Origin of the sequence: Synechococcus sp. PROS-7-1 (assembly GCF_014279795.1) — a bacterium.
In the GTDB taxonomy this organism is placed as follows: Bacteria; Cyanobacteriota; Cyanobacteriia; order PCC-6307; family Cyanobiaceae; genus Synechococcus_C.
The window spans coordinates 1885521-1903343 of record NZ_CP047945.1; the positions used below are offsets into that span (position 1 = coordinate 1885521).

General features: G+C 56.5%; 28 protein-coding genes and 2 tRNA genes. 9 read left to right on the forward strand and 21 right to left on the reverse strand.

The annotated features are described in order from the left end of the window. Positions 1–23: 23 nt before the first annotated feature. From SynPROS71_RS10295 to SynPROS71_RS10305, 3 genes are all read right to left on the reverse strand, one after another. The gene (locus SynPROS71_RS10295; RefSeq protein ID WP_186594912.1) at positions 24–296 is read right to left on the reverse strand and encodes a Nif11-like leader peptide family natural product precursor; all 273 of its coding nucleotides are present in this window, start codon (positions 294–296) and stop codon (positions 24–26) included. Positions 297–978: 682 nt separating this feature from the next. Then, positions 979–1419, reverse strand: a complete 441-nt coding sequence (locus tag SynPROS71_RS10300; RefSeq protein WP_186594913.1) for a hypothetical protein — start codon at positions 1417–1419, stop codon at positions 979–981. Between the two features lie 80 nt (positions 1420–1499). Beyond that, complete coding sequence (locus SynPROS71_RS10305) at positions 1500–1718, reverse strand: hypothetical protein (RefSeq protein WP_186594914.1); 219 nt, start codon at positions 1716–1718, stop codon at positions 1500–1502. A gap of 175 nt (positions 1719–1893) precedes the next feature. On the opposite strand from SynPROS71_RS10305, the gene SynPROS71_RS10310 reads away from it, so the two are divergent. Further along, positions 1894–1958 (forward strand) — tRNA-Ser (locus tag SynPROS71_RS10310). Between the two features lie 96 nt (positions 1959–2054). Further along, positions 2055–2255, forward strand: coding sequence for a hypothetical protein (locus SynPROS71_RS10315; protein ID WP_186594910.1), 201 nt, complete (start codon positions 2055–2057; stop codon positions 2253–2255). A gap of 227 nt (positions 2256–2482) precedes the next feature. On the opposite strand, the gene SynPROS71_RS10320 is transcribed toward SynPROS71_RS10315, so the two are convergent. The 5 genes from SynPROS71_RS10320 to SynPROS71_RS10340 form a co-directional block, all read right to left on the reverse strand. Continuing rightward, positions 2483–2785, reverse strand: coding sequence for a Nif11-like leader peptide family natural product precursor (locus tag SynPROS71_RS10320; protein WP_186594916.1), 303 nt, complete (start codon positions 2783–2785; stop codon positions 2483–2485). Between the two features lie 252 nt (positions 2786–3037). Beyond that, complete coding sequence (locus tag SynPROS71_RS10325) at positions 3038–3301, reverse strand: Nif11-like leader peptide family natural product precursor (RefSeq protein ID WP_186594918.1); 264 nt, start codon at positions 3299–3301, stop codon at positions 3038–3040. A 179-nt stretch (positions 3302–3480) separates the two neighbouring features. Further along, a complete protein-coding gene (locus SynPROS71_RS10330; protein WP_186594920.1) occupies positions 3481–3732 on the reverse strand; it encodes a Nif11-like leader peptide family natural product precursor in 252 nt (83 codons plus the stop codon). 338 nt (positions 3733–4070) lie between these two features. Next, on the reverse strand, positions 4071–4496 hold the full coding sequence (locus SynPROS71_RS10335) for a hypothetical protein (RefSeq protein WP_186594922.1): 426 nt from the start codon (positions 4494–4496) through the stop codon (positions 4071–4073). 139 nt (positions 4497–4635) lie between these two features. Then, positions 4636–5406: a hypothetical protein gene (locus SynPROS71_RS10340; RefSeq protein ID WP_186594924.1), complete on the reverse strand. Its 771-nt coding sequence runs from the start codon at positions 5404–5406 to the stop codon at positions 4636–4638. A gap of 32 nt (positions 5407–5438) precedes the next feature. On the opposite strand from SynPROS71_RS10340, the gene SynPROS71_RS13925 reads away from it, so the two are divergent. After that, on the forward strand, positions 5439–5567 hold the full coding sequence (locus SynPROS71_RS13925) for a hypothetical protein (protein WP_255442113.1): 129 nt from the start codon (positions 5439–5441) through the stop codon (positions 5565–5567). Between the two features lie 105 nt (positions 5568–5672). Further along, complete coding sequence (locus SynPROS71_RS10345) at positions 5673–5930, forward strand: DUF1651 domain-containing protein (RefSeq protein WP_186594925.1); 258 nt, start codon at positions 5673–5675, stop codon at positions 5928–5930. A gap of 100 nt (positions 5931–6030) precedes the next feature. Here SynPROS71_RS10345 and SynPROS71_RS10350 read toward each other — a convergent pair whose 3' ends face one another. From SynPROS71_RS10350 to SynPROS71_RS10360, 3 genes are all read right to left on the reverse strand, one after another. Beyond that, entirely contained in the window at positions 6031–6405 is a 375-nt protein-coding gene (locus SynPROS71_RS10350; RefSeq protein ID WP_186594926.1) for a hypothetical protein, read from the reverse strand. A gap of 42 nt (positions 6406–6447) precedes the next feature. Continuing rightward, on the reverse strand, positions 6448–6648 hold the full coding sequence (locus tag SynPROS71_RS10355; protein ID WP_255442114.1) for a hypothetical protein: 201 nt from the start codon (positions 6646–6648) through the stop codon (positions 6448–6450). A gap of 160 nt (positions 6649–6808) precedes the next feature. Beyond that, positions 6809–7282, reverse strand: a complete 474-nt coding sequence (locus SynPROS71_RS10360; protein ID WP_186594928.1) for a cupin domain-containing protein — start codon at positions 7280–7282, stop codon at positions 6809–6811. A 618-nt stretch (positions 7283–7900) separates the two neighbouring features. On the opposite strand from SynPROS71_RS10360, the gene SynPROS71_RS10365 reads away from it, so the two are divergent. Beyond that, complete coding sequence (locus tag SynPROS71_RS10365; protein WP_186594930.1) at positions 7901–8335, forward strand: VOC family protein; 435 nt, start codon at positions 7901–7903, stop codon at positions 8333–8335. A 51-nt stretch (positions 8336–8386) separates the two neighbouring features. Here the strand turns inward: SynPROS71_RS10365 and SynPROS71_RS10370 are convergent, their stop codons facing one another. The 5 genes from SynPROS71_RS10370 to SynPROS71_RS10390 form a co-directional block, all read right to left on the reverse strand. Further along, complete coding sequence (locus SynPROS71_RS10370) at positions 8387–8677, reverse strand: hypothetical protein (RefSeq protein WP_222929529.1); 291 nt, start codon at positions 8675–8677, stop codon at positions 8387–8389. Between the two features lie 52 nt (positions 8678–8729). Continuing rightward, positions 8730–8990: a hypothetical protein gene (locus SynPROS71_RS10375; RefSeq protein ID WP_186594934.1), complete on the reverse strand. Its 261-nt coding sequence runs from the start codon at positions 8988–8990 to the stop codon at positions 8730–8732. Between the two features lie 76 nt (positions 8991–9066). After that, positions 9067–9408, reverse strand: a complete 342-nt coding sequence (locus SynPROS71_RS10380; protein ID WP_186594935.1) for a hypothetical protein — start codon at positions 9406–9408, stop codon at positions 9067–9069. A gap of 77 nt (positions 9409–9485) precedes the next feature. Beyond that, positions 9486–10010 (reverse strand): early protein (E6), encoded by a 525-nt coding sequence (locus SynPROS71_RS10385; RefSeq protein WP_186594937.1) that lies wholly within the window; start codon positions 10008–10010, stop codon positions 9486–9488. A gap of 11 nt (positions 10011–10021) precedes the next feature. Beyond that, positions 10022–10228 (reverse strand): hypothetical protein, encoded by a 207-nt coding sequence (locus SynPROS71_RS10390; protein ID WP_186594939.1) that lies wholly within the window; start codon positions 10226–10228, stop codon positions 10022–10024. Between the two features lie 73 nt (positions 10229–10301). On the opposite strand from SynPROS71_RS10390, the gene SynPROS71_RS10395 reads away from it, so the two are divergent. Further along, a complete protein-coding gene (locus tag SynPROS71_RS10395) occupies positions 10302–10538 on the forward strand; it encodes a hypothetical protein (RefSeq protein ID WP_186594941.1) in 237 nt (78 codons plus the stop codon). A gap of 3 nt (positions 10539–10541) precedes the next feature. Here SynPROS71_RS10395 and SynPROS71_RS10400 read toward each other — a convergent pair whose 3' ends face one another. The 4 genes from SynPROS71_RS10400 to SynPROS71_RS10415 all read right to left on the reverse strand — a co-directional run bounded on the left by SynPROS71_RS10400 (position 10542) and on the right by SynPROS71_RS10415 (position 13318). Continuing rightward, positions 10542–10787, reverse strand: a complete 246-nt coding sequence (locus tag SynPROS71_RS10400; RefSeq protein WP_370586874.1) for a lactate dehydrogenase — start codon at positions 10785–10787, stop codon at positions 10542–10544. 478 nt (positions 10788–11265) lie between these two features. Next, positions 11266–12162, reverse strand: coding sequence for a tRNA glutamyl-Q(34) synthetase GluQRS (gene gluQRS / locus SynPROS71_RS10405; protein WP_186598043.1), 897 nt, complete (start codon positions 12160–12162; stop codon positions 11266–11268). A gap of 51 nt (positions 12163–12213) precedes the next feature. Continuing rightward, positions 12214–12489: an HU family DNA-binding protein gene (locus tag SynPROS71_RS10410; protein ID WP_006043393.1), complete on the reverse strand. Its 276-nt coding sequence runs from the start codon at positions 12487–12489 to the stop codon at positions 12214–12216. A gap of 154 nt (positions 12490–12643) precedes the next feature. Then, positions 12644–13318: an MBL fold metallo-hydrolase gene (locus SynPROS71_RS10415; RefSeq protein WP_186594944.1), complete on the reverse strand. Its 675-nt coding sequence runs from the start codon at positions 13316–13318 to the stop codon at positions 12644–12646. 63 nt (positions 13319–13381) lie between these two features. Here SynPROS71_RS10415 and SynPROS71_RS10420 point away from each other — a divergent pair, with 63 nt between their 5' ends. Beyond that, a complete protein-coding gene (locus SynPROS71_RS10420; RefSeq protein WP_186594945.1) occupies positions 13382–15460 on the forward strand; it encodes a glycogen-debranching protein in 2079 nt (692 codons plus the stop codon). Between the two features lie 57 nt (positions 15461–15517). On the opposite strand, the gene SynPROS71_RS10425 is transcribed toward SynPROS71_RS10420, so the two are convergent. Further along, positions 15518–15588, reverse strand: a tRNA-Gly gene (locus SynPROS71_RS10425). A gap of 95 nt (positions 15589–15683) precedes the next feature. On the opposite strand from SynPROS71_RS10425, the gene SynPROS71_RS10430 reads away from it, so the two are divergent. After that, a complete protein-coding gene (locus tag SynPROS71_RS10430; protein WP_186594946.1) occupies positions 15684–17042 on the forward strand; it encodes an MFS transporter in 1359 nt (452 codons plus the stop codon). Between the two features lie 23 nt (positions 17043–17065). After that, on the forward strand, positions 17066–17812 hold the full coding sequence (locus SynPROS71_RS10435; RefSeq protein ID WP_186598044.1) for an ABC transporter permease: 747 nt from the start codon (positions 17066–17068) through the stop codon (positions 17810–17812). Positions 17813–17823 lie beyond the last annotated feature (11 nt).

Below are 17823 nucleotides of genomic sequence, written 5' to 3' on the forward strand. Positions count from 1 at the left end.
GCTGAAGAATCAGTAGACAGACACTAGGTTCCACAGCCTGGGTAGGTGCAGGTAGGTACAGTTGCCTCAGCATTGGACTGATACCGCGTTGGATTAAAACCACCAGCCACGCCTTCAAGCTCCTTTTCTGATACCTCTGCCTGAGCCCTCTTCAACTCCTCAGCAGAAATAATAAAACCTGCAGCCTTGGCAATCGTTACGACGGCATCGGCATCGCCAGCAGCCTTTAGCTTTTCCTGCAATGCTGCATCAGCCTTGACGGCTTCCAGGAAAGCTTTGAGTTGCTCTTCTGACATGGGAACGTGTGGAGCTACAGCCAGGTTTTAGCAATCGTCGGCAACGTTGTCAGTTAGCAACAAAAAACCCCGCCATTGCTGACAGGGTGAATGTTTTGTCGGGAGATCGATAGCGACAACACCACGCCCCCTGCTTTCCCCTGTCGGGTCTTGTATAGCTTTCAGCCGATCTGTTGCGGCTTCCGTCTTCTTAAACCGACTCAAGAGCAATAAAATTCAACACCGCTTATCCAATTTTTGGTAGGAATATTCTCTACCACTCTAGCTTCTGCCTCGGATCGATGTTGCTTGTGGGGGTAGTTATGCAATACATTTCGCGTTCGAGAATCCATGTGCTTTCTTATCAACTCATCCGAAAGCGCGGCTTTGTTATTATTGCACTTGTGCTGAACCGCGTGCCACCCCTCATGCTTCAAGGTTCCTATCAATTCATTATAGTCAAATGAATGATTTTCTTGACACATTACTACTACGTCTTTCTCCGGGTTATAAAAACCGTATATATCTCCTTTGCATAAATCGTGGCCGTTGGACCACAGAACCTTGGTGCCAACTCTGTTTTCTATGACTGACTCTATGGCATTGATTTCACTAGTGAATGAATGGACTGGATTTGCAAGCCATGTACTGGCAGCCACCGATAGAATTGAGGTCAGTATAATCTTTATATTCATGATTAATATCAGTTATCCCAAAAAAATGGCGTGTCAGACATTGTCTGTGCGGGCTTGACTTTTGCGTTAACGGTTTCACTGCTTGAGTTGGTTGAAGCATGAGCTTGGTAGGTTTGAATCAACCATTCAACTGCCGCTACGATTTGAGAGTATTGACCATTTTCAATTGTTGCATCAAATGCTTGAATTTGATTCTTCGTAAGACTTTCTGATGCCCATTCTACCATTTCCCTGTATTGCTTTTTGCCGCCAGCGAGATCATATATTGCGTCGACTTGTGCGTCGGTTATGTCTACAATACTTGTCTCAGGCTGTGCGTTGGAAGCTGCCGTGTTCTGAGCGATTGCAGGTACAGGCGCAAGAAGAAGAATTGTGGCTGTTATTGCGTTAATGAGTTTCACTTGAAGTTTGTGATGTGTGAGGCTCATCCCCTCGGACACATTCACCATCGCCGTTCTCGCTGGAAAGCAAAACCCCCAACTGGGGGATAAATCCACCCGATTTCAGCCGCCCTCCTCCCCCATCTGGGTCACAAGCTCACCCCCAGGTGCCAACCGACCAGCCTGTCCGCTTCGGCTGTCGTGAGGATTGGGTCCAGCCCATCACACATCAGCTCAATCACAGCAGGCTCTCCCAGCCGCTCGATCCCAAGAGACAGCCAAGCCTTGAAGGCATTGGAGTCGTTGTCACGCAGTGCGAGGAGCAGCTCCTGCAGCAGCGCAATGGTCATCTGGGTGTCGAGGGGCATTGGTCGGGTGCAACTGCTGAAAGCATTACCCGCTGACCAACCGCTTTCGAGGCAGCCGTTCTCAAGTCATGAAAGTGGACAAACCCGCCAAATCCTTGTCCACTTTGACCCCATTTCTGTCCTCCCCCAAGATCCCCCAACAGGACAAACCGTTGGTATGACTGGGAAAAGCACTGCTACAACTGGACAAAAGACTGCCTTCTAAGCAGTCGGTCGATGGTTCGAATCCATCAGGGGGCGTACACAAAGGCTCGTCAGGCAGAGGGCTCTTGGTTGTCCCGAGAGCCTTCATTTTGCGCTGTTGGTCTCCCGGCGGTTGTTGAGCCCATTGCGCTGATGCCAAAGCGCCGTCACCGGGGCAGACCCGAAGAAACTCAAGAGCAGCAGTGGAAGGATTACCGCCGCCGGTGTCGTGGACCGGAATGGTGGGAGAGATATACAGAGGAGGAGTTACGGCAGATGCAGGAGCGTGGCCGTCAGCTGCGAGAGGGTGGATATGGATCAGTGACGTGGAACGACCTGCTGGGTGAAAGGTGAGTTGGTCAAGCAATAAAAAACCCCGCTATTGCTGACGTACTACTGTTGCTTAATTGACGAAAATTGTGCCAGGTATCGGAAGCCATTTGGGACTGGTTGAGGGTGGATGTAGAAATAAAAAACCCCTGTGATTGCAGGGGCTTGACGAGATCAGGGATACAAAAGGGAGTCAGATGTCGGGTAATTTCAGTAATTAGCTGGGAGTCTCATTTCCTCTTCATCCGCTCTCATGTACGGGTTTCGCCAGCATGGGTTCCGCCATATGGGCTAAATCCCTTGAATGGGTTAGCCACCCAACCCAGCCCGACCACACCACGAACCCCATCTTCAGTACCACCAGCCACGCCACCCAGCTCCTCCTCAGAAAGCTCTACCTGAGCCTTCTTCAGCGCTTCAACAGAAATCACAAAGCCCGCAGCCTTAGCAATCGAAACTACGGAATCCGCATCCGCAGCTGCATTCAGCTTTTCTTGAAGCCCCGCATCTGCTTGGACGGCTTTCCAGAAAGCATTGAGATGCTCTTCTGACATCGGGTTTGATCTTCAACAGTCACTTCATAGCAAAACGAACAGCATTTGTCTGTTCAACAAAAACCCCGCCATTGCTGACGCACTACTGTTACTTAATTGACGAAAATTGTGCCAGGTATCGGAAGCCGTTCGGGGCTGGTTGAGGGTGGCTGAAGAAATAAAAAGCCCCTGTGATTGCAGGGGCTCTAGAGGATTAGGATGAGCTAAAGAGGTGTTCCTTAATAATCAAATAATCACAGTTTGGCATCGACATTAATAATCAATTGAATCCACGACACATAAATTACCTCGGTACACCTTCCAAAAGTACCCAGCCCCACCTCCAGCCACACCTTCCAGCTCCTCTTCTGATACCTCTGCCTGTGATTTCTTCAGCTCCTCAGCTGAAATCACAAAACCTGCAGCCTTGGCAATCGTCACGACGGCATCGACATCACCTGCCGCCTTCAACTTCTCCTGAAGCCCTGCATCAGCCTTGACGGCTTCCAGGAAGGCTTTGAGTTGCTCTTCTGACATGGGAGGGTGTTGAGCTACAGCCTGGTCATAGCAACGGTCGGCAGCGGTGTCTTTATCTAATAAACAAGCCCGCTATGTGTGTGCAATGGTGCCAAGTATTGGAGGCTGATTTATGGGCTTATTGGCGAGGTTGAAGAAGTAAAAAGCCCCTGCGGTTGCAGGGGCTTTGAGTGTGTAGGCTACCTATAACAAGAGGGATCACCAATTGATCCCCCGGGGATCGGAATCGTCCCTCCAGCCACGCCTTCCAGCTCTTCGTCTGAAAGCTCAGTTGATTGAGCCTTAGTGAATTCATCAGCAGAGATACTAAATCCTGCTGCTTTGGCAATAGCACTAGCAGCATCAGCATCCGAAGCAGCTTTGAGCTTTTCCTGAAGGCTGGTGTCTGCTTTGACCTTCTCTAGAAACGCTTTGAGTTGCTCTTCTGACATGAGAGGGCGTTGAGCTACAGCCTGGTCATAGCAACGGTCGGCAGCGGCATCTACAACTCAAACACTCAGGGGCGAGCAACCTTTTCCTCTACCTCGTCTGGGTCACAGGCTCACCCCCAGGTGCCAACCGACCAGCCTGTCTGCCTCCTCGGTCGTGAGGATTGGGTCCAGCCCATCACACATCAGCTCAATCACAGCAGGCTCTCCAAGCCGTTCGATTCCTAAAGACAGCCAAGCCTTGAAAGCATTGGAGTCGTTGCCACGAAGCGCTAGGAGCAGCTGCTGCAGAGGGTTCAGCCATAGCAGTCAACCTTCAAGCTCCAATTTGGCAAGGATATTCAAGAAGCATCACTGATTGAACCTCGACATTTCCTTTGTTCCCACTGGCTGACGTAAATATCCAGGGAAGTTTCTAATCTCTCTTGTCGCTCTGCCTCTGTTTCGTTAGCCTTAATGCTGAGCTGAATTCCTCTCTGTTGAATATCATTAAATGATTTCTTGATTGCAGCGCAGTGCAAATTTTTTACAGCTCCATCAATCAGACCACGTGGATTAGGAAGGCATCCACTGAGTAGTGCCGCTAATGCGCCGCAGCCAATGAATGCTGTCAACCCTCCCGCCAAGGTCAGCACAACTTCTGAGGAGGATGATTTTGCAGGAGCAAGTTTGGCAGTGACCGATTTCTTGGCTGCCTCCTTGGCCGCCGTTCGCTCACGGTCAATCTCCTGCTGGAGCTTGTCAATGTCTGTGCGTGGTTTCTCCATTGCTCAATTCTGGCTCCTGAGGGTCATCTGAGTGTCAAGGGTCATTGATCGGGTGCAATTCCCTGAAGTATTCCTCGCTGCACTAAAAACCCCCGCCATTGCGACGGGGTTGATACTGTTGAGGTGATGTGATCTGAGGTCAGGCCAAGACTGCGTATTTGTCATCTTGTGCTTGATAGGGTTCCACTCCTTGATTCATCTGACCACCGACCAGATCAGCCCCAGGACCATCTTGTTGCTGAGAGACATCAGTGATGACTGAAGCGTTGAGATCAATCGGTGCCAGTGTTTCAGGGGCAGATCCAAACACCCTGTCACGAATAGCGGCACGATTTTGAGTCTCCTGCCCTCCAGCCTCAAATCCTTCGTCTTCGACCTCGTCAAACCAGCTGAAAATCCCACGTACAGCCCAGCGGATACCACTTTCAGCCAATGAGATGGGTGCCCCAACAGTTCTACGAATGACATACACAGTGCCGTGCACGGCAGCAGCGCCCACTTTGTTCACCGGGGAGGCATTAGGGTCATGATATTTTTTTTGTGCATCAATTTTGAGTTTTTCTTCTAAGGTTCCGGTTGGTGACAAAACATGATAGGCAACTTCCTCGACACCCTCTTTGGTCCCCTTATCAAATCCTTCCCTGACTTTTCTTTCATAATCTTTTTTAATTTGACTGGAATCCGTATAACCATTAACTGCATCTGGCGCATCTGCAATCAGTCCAACAGGGCCCAGCTTTTTCTTCGTTTCTTTGATAACTATTTTCCTAGCGATATTTCTGCTCTCTTTGTTGAAATCTTCTTGCTCATCAAACATCGGGGAGCTTGTTGCTTGTCCTGTGATTGCATCAAAGCTCTCTGCAGCATCCCAGCGGTGAGAGCGATTCAAAGTGGCTGCTGAAGGTGTCATGGCTTTAAGGAGTGAATGTTGATGTGGGGGTGTTGCCCCCTCGACTCCTTCAAGGTCACAGCCCTTCTGGTGAACCCCACTACACAGCCCTGGTGCAGCGCTGGAACAGTTCTGGTGAAATCCTGGTGAACGGCTCAGATCCCAGTCACCACAAGCGCTGAAAGCATTCCCCGCTCAAGAGCCTTCTGGTTTGACTCTCGACAAACTGAGTGAACGTGCCAAGCGCCTGTGACCGTTGATCGGATGCTCTGTTTGGATCCCTTCTGATGTGGCAACAGAAGCCTGATTACGCCCATCACAAGGAAAAGCACGATGGCGAGGGTTGGCTGGTTAACAGCGACGAGCAGCTGGTGATCAGGATCAAACCCGACAAGCCCACGCAGCACGCTCAGTTCGTCTTGGTGTCGACCTTCCGATTGCGGCAGCCTTTGGGCAATCCGATCCGTGAACAGCGAATGCTGCGGCACCTAGGGATCGAGATGTGGCTGCATCTGCAGAAGGTTGGCTGGACGCGATTCGAATGAGGGCCCATGGGTCCGAAGGGAGGCATCGGCATAAGTGGGCTTGCGAAAGACCCCCCCCCAACTGGGGGACTTTCACCTACATCAACCCAACACACTTCTCTCAATAACCTGCATCAAGCAGTGACTTGTGTGCTGCTTTCCGGGCACGGTCAATACCATTTTTGACAAGGAACGGCGTTGCGGCGATGGCTGTGAGATTGCCTAAAATAGAAAACATCACTGAAGCTTGTTCATCCTCAATCGCAGCTGCGGGGATTAAGAACACAATCATGATGGCAGTTGAGCCCAGCACATCCACCAGTAAGGGTGTGATGGTGCGACGGGTCACTGCGTAATAAAGGCCCACAAAGGGCACCAGATGTGCCCAGGCATAGCCCCAGCCTGTGTCGCGTTGCCTTAACCGAAAGGCGTTCACTTTTTCTTGCGAGAGCTGTTGAGACATAAGCGCTTCAATGTTGGAGGTGCGTTGATCCATCGATAGGACACCAGTGGAGGTATCGAGCACGACCCAACTGCGTTAGAGGCTGCCCCCCAGGTACCACCCCACCAGCCTATCCGCTTCGTCTGTCGTGAGAATTGGATTCAGCCCATCGAGCATCAGCTGAATAACAGCAGGCTCTCCAAGCCGTTCGATTCCTAGAGACAGCCAAGCCTTGAAGGCATTGGAGTCGTAGTTACGAAGCGCTAGGAGCAGTTCCTGCAGCAGCGCAATGGTCATCTAAGTGTCGAAGGTCATGGGTCGGGTGCACCAGCTGAACATTCCCCGATGCACTAAAAACCCCGCCATTGCTGACGGAGTTGGAAAACTGATTTATGAAATCGATGGCATTCATTAGGCTCCTACTTTATCATTGGAAGATATTCAAGAGCCCGCCTTACTACGGATATTGAATCCCAGGCTCAATCACTTTCATTGGCATCTCGTCGACTGGTAAAACAAATATATCAACTAACACAGCCGGGTCTTTGCCCAAGTTAACGGCTGACATGGGCGTTGCAGCTGGCATGTAGTAGCAGTCGCCTGGCCCAAATACATTATCATTCTGTCCTTCAACGAAATCAGTTATCTGCCCAGAAATAACGCAGGTTAATCCTGAGAATTCATGTATATGTATGGGCACTCGAGTGCCAGGCAGGCGTGTACCACGAACAGCTAAAATGCGCTTGCCATCAGGCCTAATCTCATCAACTAGTGTCTTGGAATTGACCAGGGGTTTGATTGTACCAGGAATGGACTTGCCGTTAATTGTCTTAACTGGCTCAATATTGGCGTAGGCTGGAAATGCAATATCGCCGACGACAAACACAGACGCAAACCCAAGAAGTCCACGCGCAAAAAACAAAGCCTTCACTGTTGTTAAAAATGAAACGTTAATCCATTCAAGGATTGATTGCTTTTACCGAAACATTAATTCAAACCCCGCCACTACTCACGGGGTGATGGTTTTATTGGGAGACCGATAGCGACAACCACGCCCCCCTGCTTTCCTCTTATCGGGTCTTGCATCGCTTGCAGTCAGCGAAGAACTGCGTCAGGCATCCATAGAGAACTGCCACACCATTGTTTTAGGTACTTTTCACTCAACTCTAAGAGTTCTCGCAGCAATTTTGACCAAAATCTTGTCCAGAGATTGAAATGTCGTGACGAGTGCATTGAAAGGGTTCGACCACACCAAATCCAGCTCAATGACTTTTCCTGGGATGCTGATGCATTGGGCTGCTGTCAGCATGATTGTTCCATGTCTGGTGGTAATTGGCCTCAGTCAAAAGGCGCATCGTTGGTCTCCCAATGCTTCTGCATTCAAGCTTTGACAAGTCTGATGCTTTTATGCAGCACAAACAACACAAACCCCCGCCATTCCGACGGGGTTTCGACTGAAGTAGACATTCTGTTGCGACATTGGCGGAACGAAGAAAAAGCCTGCGTGATCGTCATGGCTAGATTTTGGGTAACGCCTCCCTGACACCAGATGAGCATCGGCGAGCTAGTCACAATCAAGTTGACCCACCCCTTTATCAAGGGCATCAATCACTCTGCGATGACGGCTCCCCCTGGCCAGGAAGAAAAAGCCCGCAGCTTTTACTCAGGCTTACTGAAAATGGAGGAAGGGGCCATCCCTGCCCACCTTGGCAATCTGCAAGGGCAAGTGAAGACAGGGCTCATCTGGTTTGTTTTTAATGACGCCATGATCCATATCGTTTTTGATGAGGCTCATACTCCGATCCCAGCAGGCCGACACCTCTGCTTCCAAATCAACGACCTGACGGCTCTTCATCAGTCATTAACAACCCATGGACATGTGCCCTTTGGGGAAGAAAAGCTCTCAGATCGCAAACGCTTCTTTGTGAAAGATCCCTTTGATAACTGCCTGGAGTTCCTTGAATTCCAACAAGCAAAGGCTTGAGTTCCATCACCCTGCAATCCCTTTCATACGAATGCAAGAGGGAATGTTGAGTCAGCGGAAGTCGAAATCATCCTTGTGTTCATCGAAAAACGCTTGCATCACCGCTAAAGCTTCAAGGTTTGCCAAGGTCTTCTGCGCCTGGGCCACCATCACTCGCCCATGGGGAGCACATTCAGCAACAAGAGCAGCACCCTCTGACGCATCAACCTTCACCCGCTCGATGCAGGCGTTGATCCGTTCTCCGATCGGTGTGATGCCTTCCGTTTCTGCTGCCAGTGCAGGAGTGATGCTGCTCAGAAGCAGGCGTTCGAGCGCAGCGGTGGCGGCTTCAGAGGTAGGCATTGTCATTCAACCATTGTCGTCAAGATCCGCTCCGATGGCAGCGATGGGCCGATTAATCGCCAAATCCAGTTGCACGTTTTTTGGGCTTCGTTTTTGTTGGCGTTTCAGCAACACGATCCGACGTGATGTTTGCTGTGACGTCGTTAAAGATCAGTCCATCAAGCCAAACGGTGATGATATAAACGACGATCAGAACTGGGATAATGACGCCCCATTCATTGGGAAATTCATAGGGGATTTGCCTGACCCCATAGATCGCCAGGTATCCGGTGATCAGCGTGAAAACAAAGCGCCTGATGGTGGATGGATTCAACGCGCCGAAGTCCTGGAACAACAGTCAGTCTCCCACCAAAGCCCCATCGTTGAGGTGGTGTTGGTAGGAGAGAAGGTCAGAACTTCCTTGCGTAGGGAGGATTACCGGCAAGCTCAAGGTTGATTTCTCTACAGATATTCATCCACGCATCCAGCCCGAAATTGACACCCATCGGACCATCGATGAACTCCTGAAACTGCTCGGCTGTGATGCCTTCGCGCACTTCCCAGATGCAGAAAGCCGGACCCTCTGGACCAACCGGACAGAAGGAGTGGTTATAAAAACCAGCCTCGAGATTCTTGGCAACAGCTTCATCCCAACCGCCGCCAGGCGCCATGGCTGTTTGCGCCGCCTGCCACCACTGAGCAGCCTTGCCTGCACGGAACTCATGGTGCACATGGAAGAACTTGGATGCCATGGATCAGTTCCGAGGTGGATCTGATCCTCGCGGTTCAGGTGGATTCCGCAAGTCGCAGAGCCAACACCCCGAGAGCATCATTCCGGCGCTGTTGCTTGGATTCGCAGCGCATCAGACTCCTGTGCAGACACGTCAGTCAGCGCTGAGGGTTTCTGACCAGCACAAGCCAGACATCCCCCATTGATGCGGTATGGCGCCAGATGGTTGCGCAGGCAGCGCGTCCCCCGGAAAAAAAGCACCTGGCCCAGCTCCCGCGCGTGGGCATCCGTTAACGCCAGCCTGAGCCAACTCTCGGGCACCTGGCCTTGCAACGCGCTCCTGTTGCGACGCGCCTCCTCCCGCCGCTCCTGCTCATCGCGATCGTTGCGCGCTTGAACGGCCTCAACCTGCAGTTCCCGCGCGCAGGCATGGCAAGCGATCACCACCGGTTTCTTGCGCGTGGTGTTGTGGGACAGCTTGTCTCCAGGAACTTCCCGCTCTCGGCCACAGGCACAACGGCACCACCAGTACACATTCCCGCCCTTGGTGCGCCGCTCTGAAAGCCGCAGCACCGTGAGCTTGCCGTACACCTCACCAACACGGTTTCGGGGTTGGGATGGCATTCAAACCACCGTCATTGGATCAAGGCATCACCGCGTGATGCCAGCCGGATGGATCCGGCGTTGTGCAGCTGCCCGTTCTGATCCCACTTACGCCTGAAATCCTTGAGGATCCCTTCTCGAACCGGCGGGATGGCCACAAGCCCGAGGCCCAGGGCGAGAAGCAGAACAATCAGCACCGCGCGTTCCCGAGAGCTGGTGGCGTTTGGATCCTGATCCATACAATCGGAGCGCACCAGTTCCATGCTGGTCTAGTTCGTGGCAAGCGTCTAGAGCTGCAGCCGAGATGAAGTGATGACAACGAACCGACGACTGATCCTGACCGCATTGATCACGGGGTGCTGGATCGTGTTGTTGTCACTCCTGAACAACGGGATTCAGACGGTCGTAATGGCCACGATGTGGGATCTGAACACCATGCTTCCGCCCACCTTTGTGTGGCCCACCATCGTGATTCTGGTGATTGTGTTGGTCGTGGTGCTGCTGGCTGTACCCACGCTTCTGATCTGGGAGATTTGGCGTCGCCCCTGAAGCTCAGGTCTGATTGCCACCCAGCATGTCGTCGTAGCCCTCATAGGGGTTGTATTCAGCCCAACCGGGACTGGCCTGATCCATCAAGCCGTACTCGCCATCGATCATGTCGGCCCGAGTGTTGCCATAGGGAACCGTGTTGCAGGTGATGCCACCCCCAGCCGCTGGTTGGCAATCGTCGAAACGGATCTGGGCACCCGCCGTGCCCGCCAGAAGCGCGCTAGCCAGTGAGATGCCAGATAAAAACATCAAAATTGCCTTCATGACGCATGACGGAGATGGGCTTCAGTCTGCCCATGGACGCAACGTTTTGCTCCTCGCGCCGCTGACCGATGAAGCCATCAGAGCAATCACTGCATTCTCCTGAGAGAATAGAAAGCACTCATTGCTGACTGGATGTACACCGACTGGACCGCCGTCGCTCTGCTGCTCTTCACCAGCGTCCCCCTGCTGGCCGTGGTGGCTACCGCCACCTTCTTCATCTGGCAGCAGCGGAAGAAGCAACTGCGTTGATGCGCACGGTTGCTGGCTGATCAAGCCGTGACTCCATTTCTGAATCCTCAGCCCCGTCGCAGCCTTGGCCCAAACAGGCCAGACAGGTACGGAACTGCTGCTCGCTGACCCGTTGAATTCCACTGCCTCCGCAGCAGGAGCAGATAGCCATGACCACAACCGCGTATTGAGATCAGTGTGGTGGCAACGGACCCCTCTGATCCCGAAGCCTTCCTTAAGAATGCAACAACTGGCTGTTGTTCTGCCATAGGTCGGGCTGGCGACGCAGGTGGTCGAGCAGCTCAAGCGCTGAAAGGGCGGTCTCTGCAGGAACCAGATCCAGGGATGCGGCCAGGTGGCCCACCACCCGATCCGGCCCCCAACCTTGTTGCTTCAAGGGTTCCAATCCCCTGGCCCGCTCGCGCTTCGACAGCTTCAGGCCGTCATCCGCAAGGAGCAGGGGCACATGGCGGTAAGCGGGTGCCTTTTGCCCCAGCACCACCGCCAGAGCCTGCTGCGGCAAACAAGCTGGAGCCAGATCCTTGCCGCGCACCACCTCGGTGATGCCGAGGGAGAGCTCATCCACCACCGTGGCCAGGTGATAAGCCACGAAACCGTCCGCGCGGCGCAAGACCGGATCACCACAGCACGATGCAAACGGTTCCGGAACAATGAGTCTCCAGGCAGGAAGACGGCCGTCTTCCAAGCCCCAGCCCAGGCCTCGGCCACGGCACGTGCCTGGGTAACGGGGCGACCCGGCCAGTTGCCTGCGGCTGCAGCGGCAGGCGTACACCAAACCCTGGCGGCGCAGGGCCGACAAGAAGGATCCATAGAGGCCCCGGCGTTCGCTCTGAAGGATCGCAGGTCCATCCCAGTGGAGACCCAGCCACTGCAAATCGTTCAGAGCCGACTCGGTCGCTCCGGGCTGGACCCGCGGCGTGTCGAGATCATCGATGCGGAGCAGCCACTGGCCTTGATGCCAACGAGCCTGCAACCAGGACAGCAGAGCTGTGCGCAGGTTCCCCAGATGCAGGGGGCCGGATGGCGTCGGGGCAAACCGTCCTCGGTAACCCACGGAGGCCAAGGCCTCACCACGGCTCAGGGCGGCAAGAAGATGGTCTGGGCAGATCACATAAAAAAGGTGGTCCCGAGGGACCACCTCAAAGCGTTGAGCAGATGCGAATCAGCCCTGAACGCGGTCCTTGAACATCTTGCCAGCGGTGAAAGCAGGCACGCGCTTGGCAGGAATCTTGATCTTTTCACCGGTCTTGGGGTTCAGGCCCTGACGCGCAGAGCGCTCACGGGGCTCGAAGGAGCCGAAGCCAAGGATGGAGACCTTCTTGCCTTCAACAACGGAATCAATGATGGTTTCGATGGCAGCGTCCACAACCAGGGACACGTCGGTTTTGGTGAGCTCGGTGCGGGCAGCAACCAGATTGACGAGATCGGCTTTGTTCATGGAAAAAGAGGAAAGTGGCGGAAGCGGCTGGAACGACGATGCGGAGGTCGACATCCGCACGGCTTACCTGAGCGCGCCAATCGTATGGAGGTCTGAGCAGTGCGGCAACCGAAAAACACCGCGCCGCAAAGCTTTTTCTGCAATGTCGCCAGATTCAGACCTCAGATCCGTCGCGCTGCCCGGCGGGACTCCAGCTGCTGAACGGAGCCAGACGCTCGCCGCGCAAGGCACCTAGCCCAGCCCCAGACGCCAGTGCGGGGCTTGCATCTGGAGGAAGCCAGCCCCGAAGATGATCCAGGCTGCGCTGCTGTCTGGGCCAATGAAATGTGCGTCTGTGCTGCAGCGGGGCCAGAGAATCGGCGGCAACAGGCACCAGCAATCGTCCGCAGAAGAGCACATTCGAAGGTGCTGGGGCGTACACAACCGCATGGCCCGGGGTCGGCCCCGGGGTCCAGAGCAGGCGTAATCCGGAGATGGTGGTGTGGGCCTCGGCGAAGGTGACGAGGTCTGGCACCCCAGGCAGGAGATACGCCTCCTGCTCCTGCACGAGCACCGGCCAATCAAGCTGCTCCTGCAGGCGGCGCAAGCGGCCATGGCCTTCACGGCTGGTGAGCAGGATGCGGGCCACGCGGCCTCCAGCCAGCTCCTTCAAGGCCGTCAGCGTGGCCTCGGTGAGCGGGGGGCAGTCGATCAGCACCGGTTCCGGATCGACATCCAGCCACCAAGACGAGCCACCGCGGCAGTCGCGATTGGGAGGGAACAGCCAGAGATCCGGGCGAATGCGCTGCGGAGGGCGACCGGGTTCAAGGGCGGAGGTCAACACAGTCACGGTGCATCACCGCAGTTACCACTACTTTGAAACCAGTGCGTCCTGCGGCCGGCGGGCGGTTCGGTGAACGCAATCCTTCGTGGAAGACCTTGGCCCTTGGGCAGCACCGTGACAGCACGGGGGGTGAATTTTTCGGTGGCAGCACCGCAGGCCAACCGGGTGGAGCTGCTGCTCTTCAGCAGCAGTGAGGCTCCCAGTCCTGAGCGGATCATCGATCTTGATGTGCACACCCATCGTTCCGGCGACTACTGGCATGTGGAGGTGGAGGGCCTAACGGAGGGCTGCCTCTACGGCTACCGGGTGTTCGGGCCGTTGGCGCCGGGTGGGCATGGATTCCGGCCCGCGAAAGTGCTCCTCGATCCCTGCGCCCGGGGGATCGAGGGCTGGTCGGTGTACCAGCGAGAGATGGCCACCGGAGCTTCACCGAACACCGACTGCTGCCTCAAAGGTGTGGTGTGTGAGCGCGACCGCTTCGACTTTGATGCCCACCCCAGACCGCGCCACAGCTGGCAGCAGACGGTGATCTACGAACTGCATGTGGGGGGCTTCACCCGGCGCAGCGACAGCGGTGTGGCGCCGGAGCGGCGCGGCACCCTCCTGGGGGTGATCGACAAGATTCCTTACCTCAAAGCCCTCGGTGTCACCACGATCGAGTTGCTGCCGGTGCAAGCCTTCGATCCGCACGATGCGCCTCCAGGCCGCGACAACGTATGGGGCTACAGCCCGCTGAGCTGGTTCGCCCCGCACGCGGGCTACATCTGCGGAGACGACGCCCTGCAGGCCCGCAAGCAGATGCGCGCCCTTGTGGCCGCCTGTCATGACGCCGGCCTCGAGGTGCTTCTGGATGTGGTTTACAACCACACCACCGAAGGCAACCAAGCCGGCCCCACCCTGAGCTGGCGTGGGTTCGCTGACCGGATCTATTACCACCAATCCAGCAAAGGCGACTATCTCGATGTGAGCGGTTGCGGCAATTCAATCGCCGCGAATCAGCCGCTGACACGGGCCTTGATCCTGGAGTCCCTGCGCTGCTGGGCTCTGGAGCTGGGAGTGGATGGATTCCGCTTCGATCTTGGCATCGAGCTCAGCCGTGGAGAGGGCCTGAAACCACTCGACCACCCACCTCTGCTGGAAGCCATGGAAGCCGACCCGCTTCTCAGCGACCTCAAGCTGGTGAGTGAACCCTGGGACTGCGGCGGGCTGTACCGGCTCAACGACTTTCCGGCCCAGCGCATCGGCACCTGGAACGGCCGCTTTCGCGACGCCCTGCGCGGCTTCTGGAAAGGGGATGAGAACACCACCTGGGCCCTGGGGCAACGCTTGCGCGGCAGCCCGGACCTCTACGACGGCAAGCCCGTGGCGCTTGGGCGTTCGGTGAATCTGCTCACAGCCCACGACGGCTTCACGCTGATGGACCTGGTGAGCTTCAACAGCAAGCACAACCTGGCCAACGGGGAAGACAACCGCGATGGCGAGAATCACAACATCAGCTGGAATCACGGTGTGGAAGGGCCGAGCAGCGACCATGCGGTGACCGCTCTGCGCCGGCGCCAGCAGCGCAACATGCTCAGCACCCTGCTGCTGGCCCGCGGAGTGCCCATGCTGTTAATGGGTGATGAAGTGGGCCGCAGCCAGGGGGGTAATAACAACACCTGGTGCCAGGACACCCCACTGAGCTGGATGATCTGGTCGGATGATCACTGCGACACGGACTTGCTCACCTATGTGCGGCGGCTGATCGCTGTGCGTCACCAACTCAAGGATCTGTTCACCCCGCTGATCGCCCACAACGAAAAGCCCCAGCAGCTCAGCAGTGACCCTGAGGGGTTCTGGCGACAGTGGCATGGCGTGGAGCTGGGCAAACCCGATTGGGCCAGCTGGTCCCATTGCCTGGCCCTGAGCGTGCACCGGGGCAGCCAGGGGGCGGTGCTGTGGGCCGGTTTCAACGCCTATTTCAAGGCCATGCACTTCGACCTGCCCGAGGCCGCCACACCGTGGCATCGCCTGATCGATACGGCCCTGCCACCGGGAGAGGACCTTCCGGCCCAGCCCGAACCCTGGACTCCATCGGGAGTGCCCCTGGAGGCCAGAAGCTTGGTGGTGATGGTGGCCAGGGAGTACACCAATAGCCTCAAGCTGTAGGCCAAGAGCACCGAGGCTTCAAACAGCCAGGAGGCCAATTTGAGCCGCATTTCAGGAAGCGGGCGGCGGGAATCGAACCCGCATCATCAGCTTGGAAGGCTGAGGTTTTACCACTAAACTACGCCCGCATCAATACATCCGAACCAGTTCACCCGCGTTGGGTGGTGTTCCTGGATGCATGCTTCACCATTATGGCGGTCCGCCTGCCCCCTCCCCTGGCCTGATGAGCAAGAGCACTGTTCCCGGGGGATCCCGACAACGCCTGATGGTCGCCTACGGGCTGGGGGATGCCGGCACCGGACTGGCCGCCACCCAACTGGGGTTTTACCTGTTTCCGTTCTTCACCTGCGCAGCCGGACTGCCTGCGTTCATCGCCGGCTCGCTGCTCACGGTGATCAAGGTGTGGGATGCGATCAACGACCCCTTAATCGGCTGGATGAGCGATCACACCCAGAGTCGCTGGGGGCCGCGGATCCCCTGGATGCTGGGGGCCGCCTTACCCCTGGGCATCAGCCTGGCAGCGATGTGGTGGGTTCCCCAGGGGGACTTGACCCAGCGCACGCTCTATTACGTGGTGATGGCGATCCTGCTGATGAGCGCTTACACCAGCGTGAATCTGCCCTACGCAGCCCTCTCCACCGAGCTCACCCCTGACACCGGCATCCGCACCCGCCTGAACGCCGCGCGCTTCACCGGGTCGATCCTGGCGGGGCTCAGCGGCCTGATTGTGGCCTCGCTGGTGCTCAGCGATGGCGCCGCGGGCTACCTGCGCATGGGCCGGATCACCGGCACCATCGCGGCCCTGGCCACCCTGGCCTGCTGCTGGGGTCTGGCCCCCTTTGCCAAGCGGGCCCAACGCCCCAGCAGCCAGAACGAACCACCCCTGGAGCAATTCAGGAGGATCCGATCCAACTCCCGCTTCCTGATGGTTCTGGGGTTGTACCTGCTGCTGTGGTTTGGCTTGCAATTAATGCAGGTGGTGGCCTTGATCTGGCTGGTGCAGGTGGTGCATGTGCCTCCGAATCTGTCCACCTGGATCCTGCTGCCGTTTCAGCTGAGTGCCCTGGCAGGCCTGCAACTCTGGAGCCTGCTGTCGAACCGCAAAGGGCGCCTGGTGGCGCTGCGCTGGGGCGGCAGCCTCTGGATCCTGGCCTGCCTGCTCTCGATGGTGTTTCCGCCGCTGCAGCACGGCGGAAGCGGCGCTGAACTGATTCCCCTGATCGGCCTGATCATGCTGGTGGGCCTCGGCGCCTCCACCGCTTACCTGATTCCCTGGTCGCTACTGCCCGACGCGATTGACGCCGATCCGACACACCCCGCAGGCCTCTACACCGCCTGGATGGTGTTCGGCCAGAAACTGATCATCGGCGTGAGCATGAGCGTGTTCGGCGTGCTGCTCTCGCTAACCGGTTACATCTCCAGCGAGGCTTGCAGCGGCGCGATGGATTTCATTCAGCAACCGGCGATGGCGTTGCTGGCCATTCGCATGAGCATGGGTGTGATTCCCGCCATCCTTGTGGTGTTTGGACTTCTCGTGATGCGACGCTGGCCCGACCGCGGCGCCCACCTGCAACGCGCATGACTTCTCCTCCGCTCCGGCTCCGCTTGAAATCTCCCCGTTGGCTGAACCGGCTCGGTAGCAGCCTGATCATCGGCGGGCAAGCCGTCACCGCCACCGCCAGGGGCCGCATTAACACCGTTGACCTGCTCGACCAACTGCAGGAAGCCGGTCCTGGCAGCTTCCTGATCGTGATCATCACGTCCCTGGCTGCGGGCACGGTGTTCAACATCCAGGTGACCAAGGAGCTGAGCAGCATGGGCGCCAGTGCCACGGTGGGTGGCGTGCTGGCTGTCGGCCTGGCGCGGGAGATCGCTCCGCTGCTCACCGCCACCTTGCTCACAGGCAAGGTGGCCACGGCCTACGCCGCCCAGCTCGGCACCATGAAGGTGACCGAACAGATCGACGCGATCACGATGCTGCGCACCGATCCGGTGGAGTATCTGGTGGTGCCTCGACTGATCGCCATGGTGGTGATGGCTCCGGTGCAGTGCCTGCTGTTCTTCGGTGTGGCGATCTGGAGCGCCCAGATCAGCAGCACCGAGATCTACGCGATTCCGCCCCAGGTGTTTTGGTCGTCGGTGCGCAGCTGGCTGATGCCCGACGACATTCCATTCATGCTGATCAAGGCCCTGGTGTTCGGCCTGCAGATCGCCGTGCTCTCCTGCGGCTGGGGCATGACCACCCAGGGCGGCCCGAAGGAGGTGGGCACCAGCACCACCGGAGCCGTGGTGATGATCCTGGTGACCGTGGCCCTGATGGACACCGTTCTCACCCAGATCCTCTTCGGCTAGAGCCCCACCCC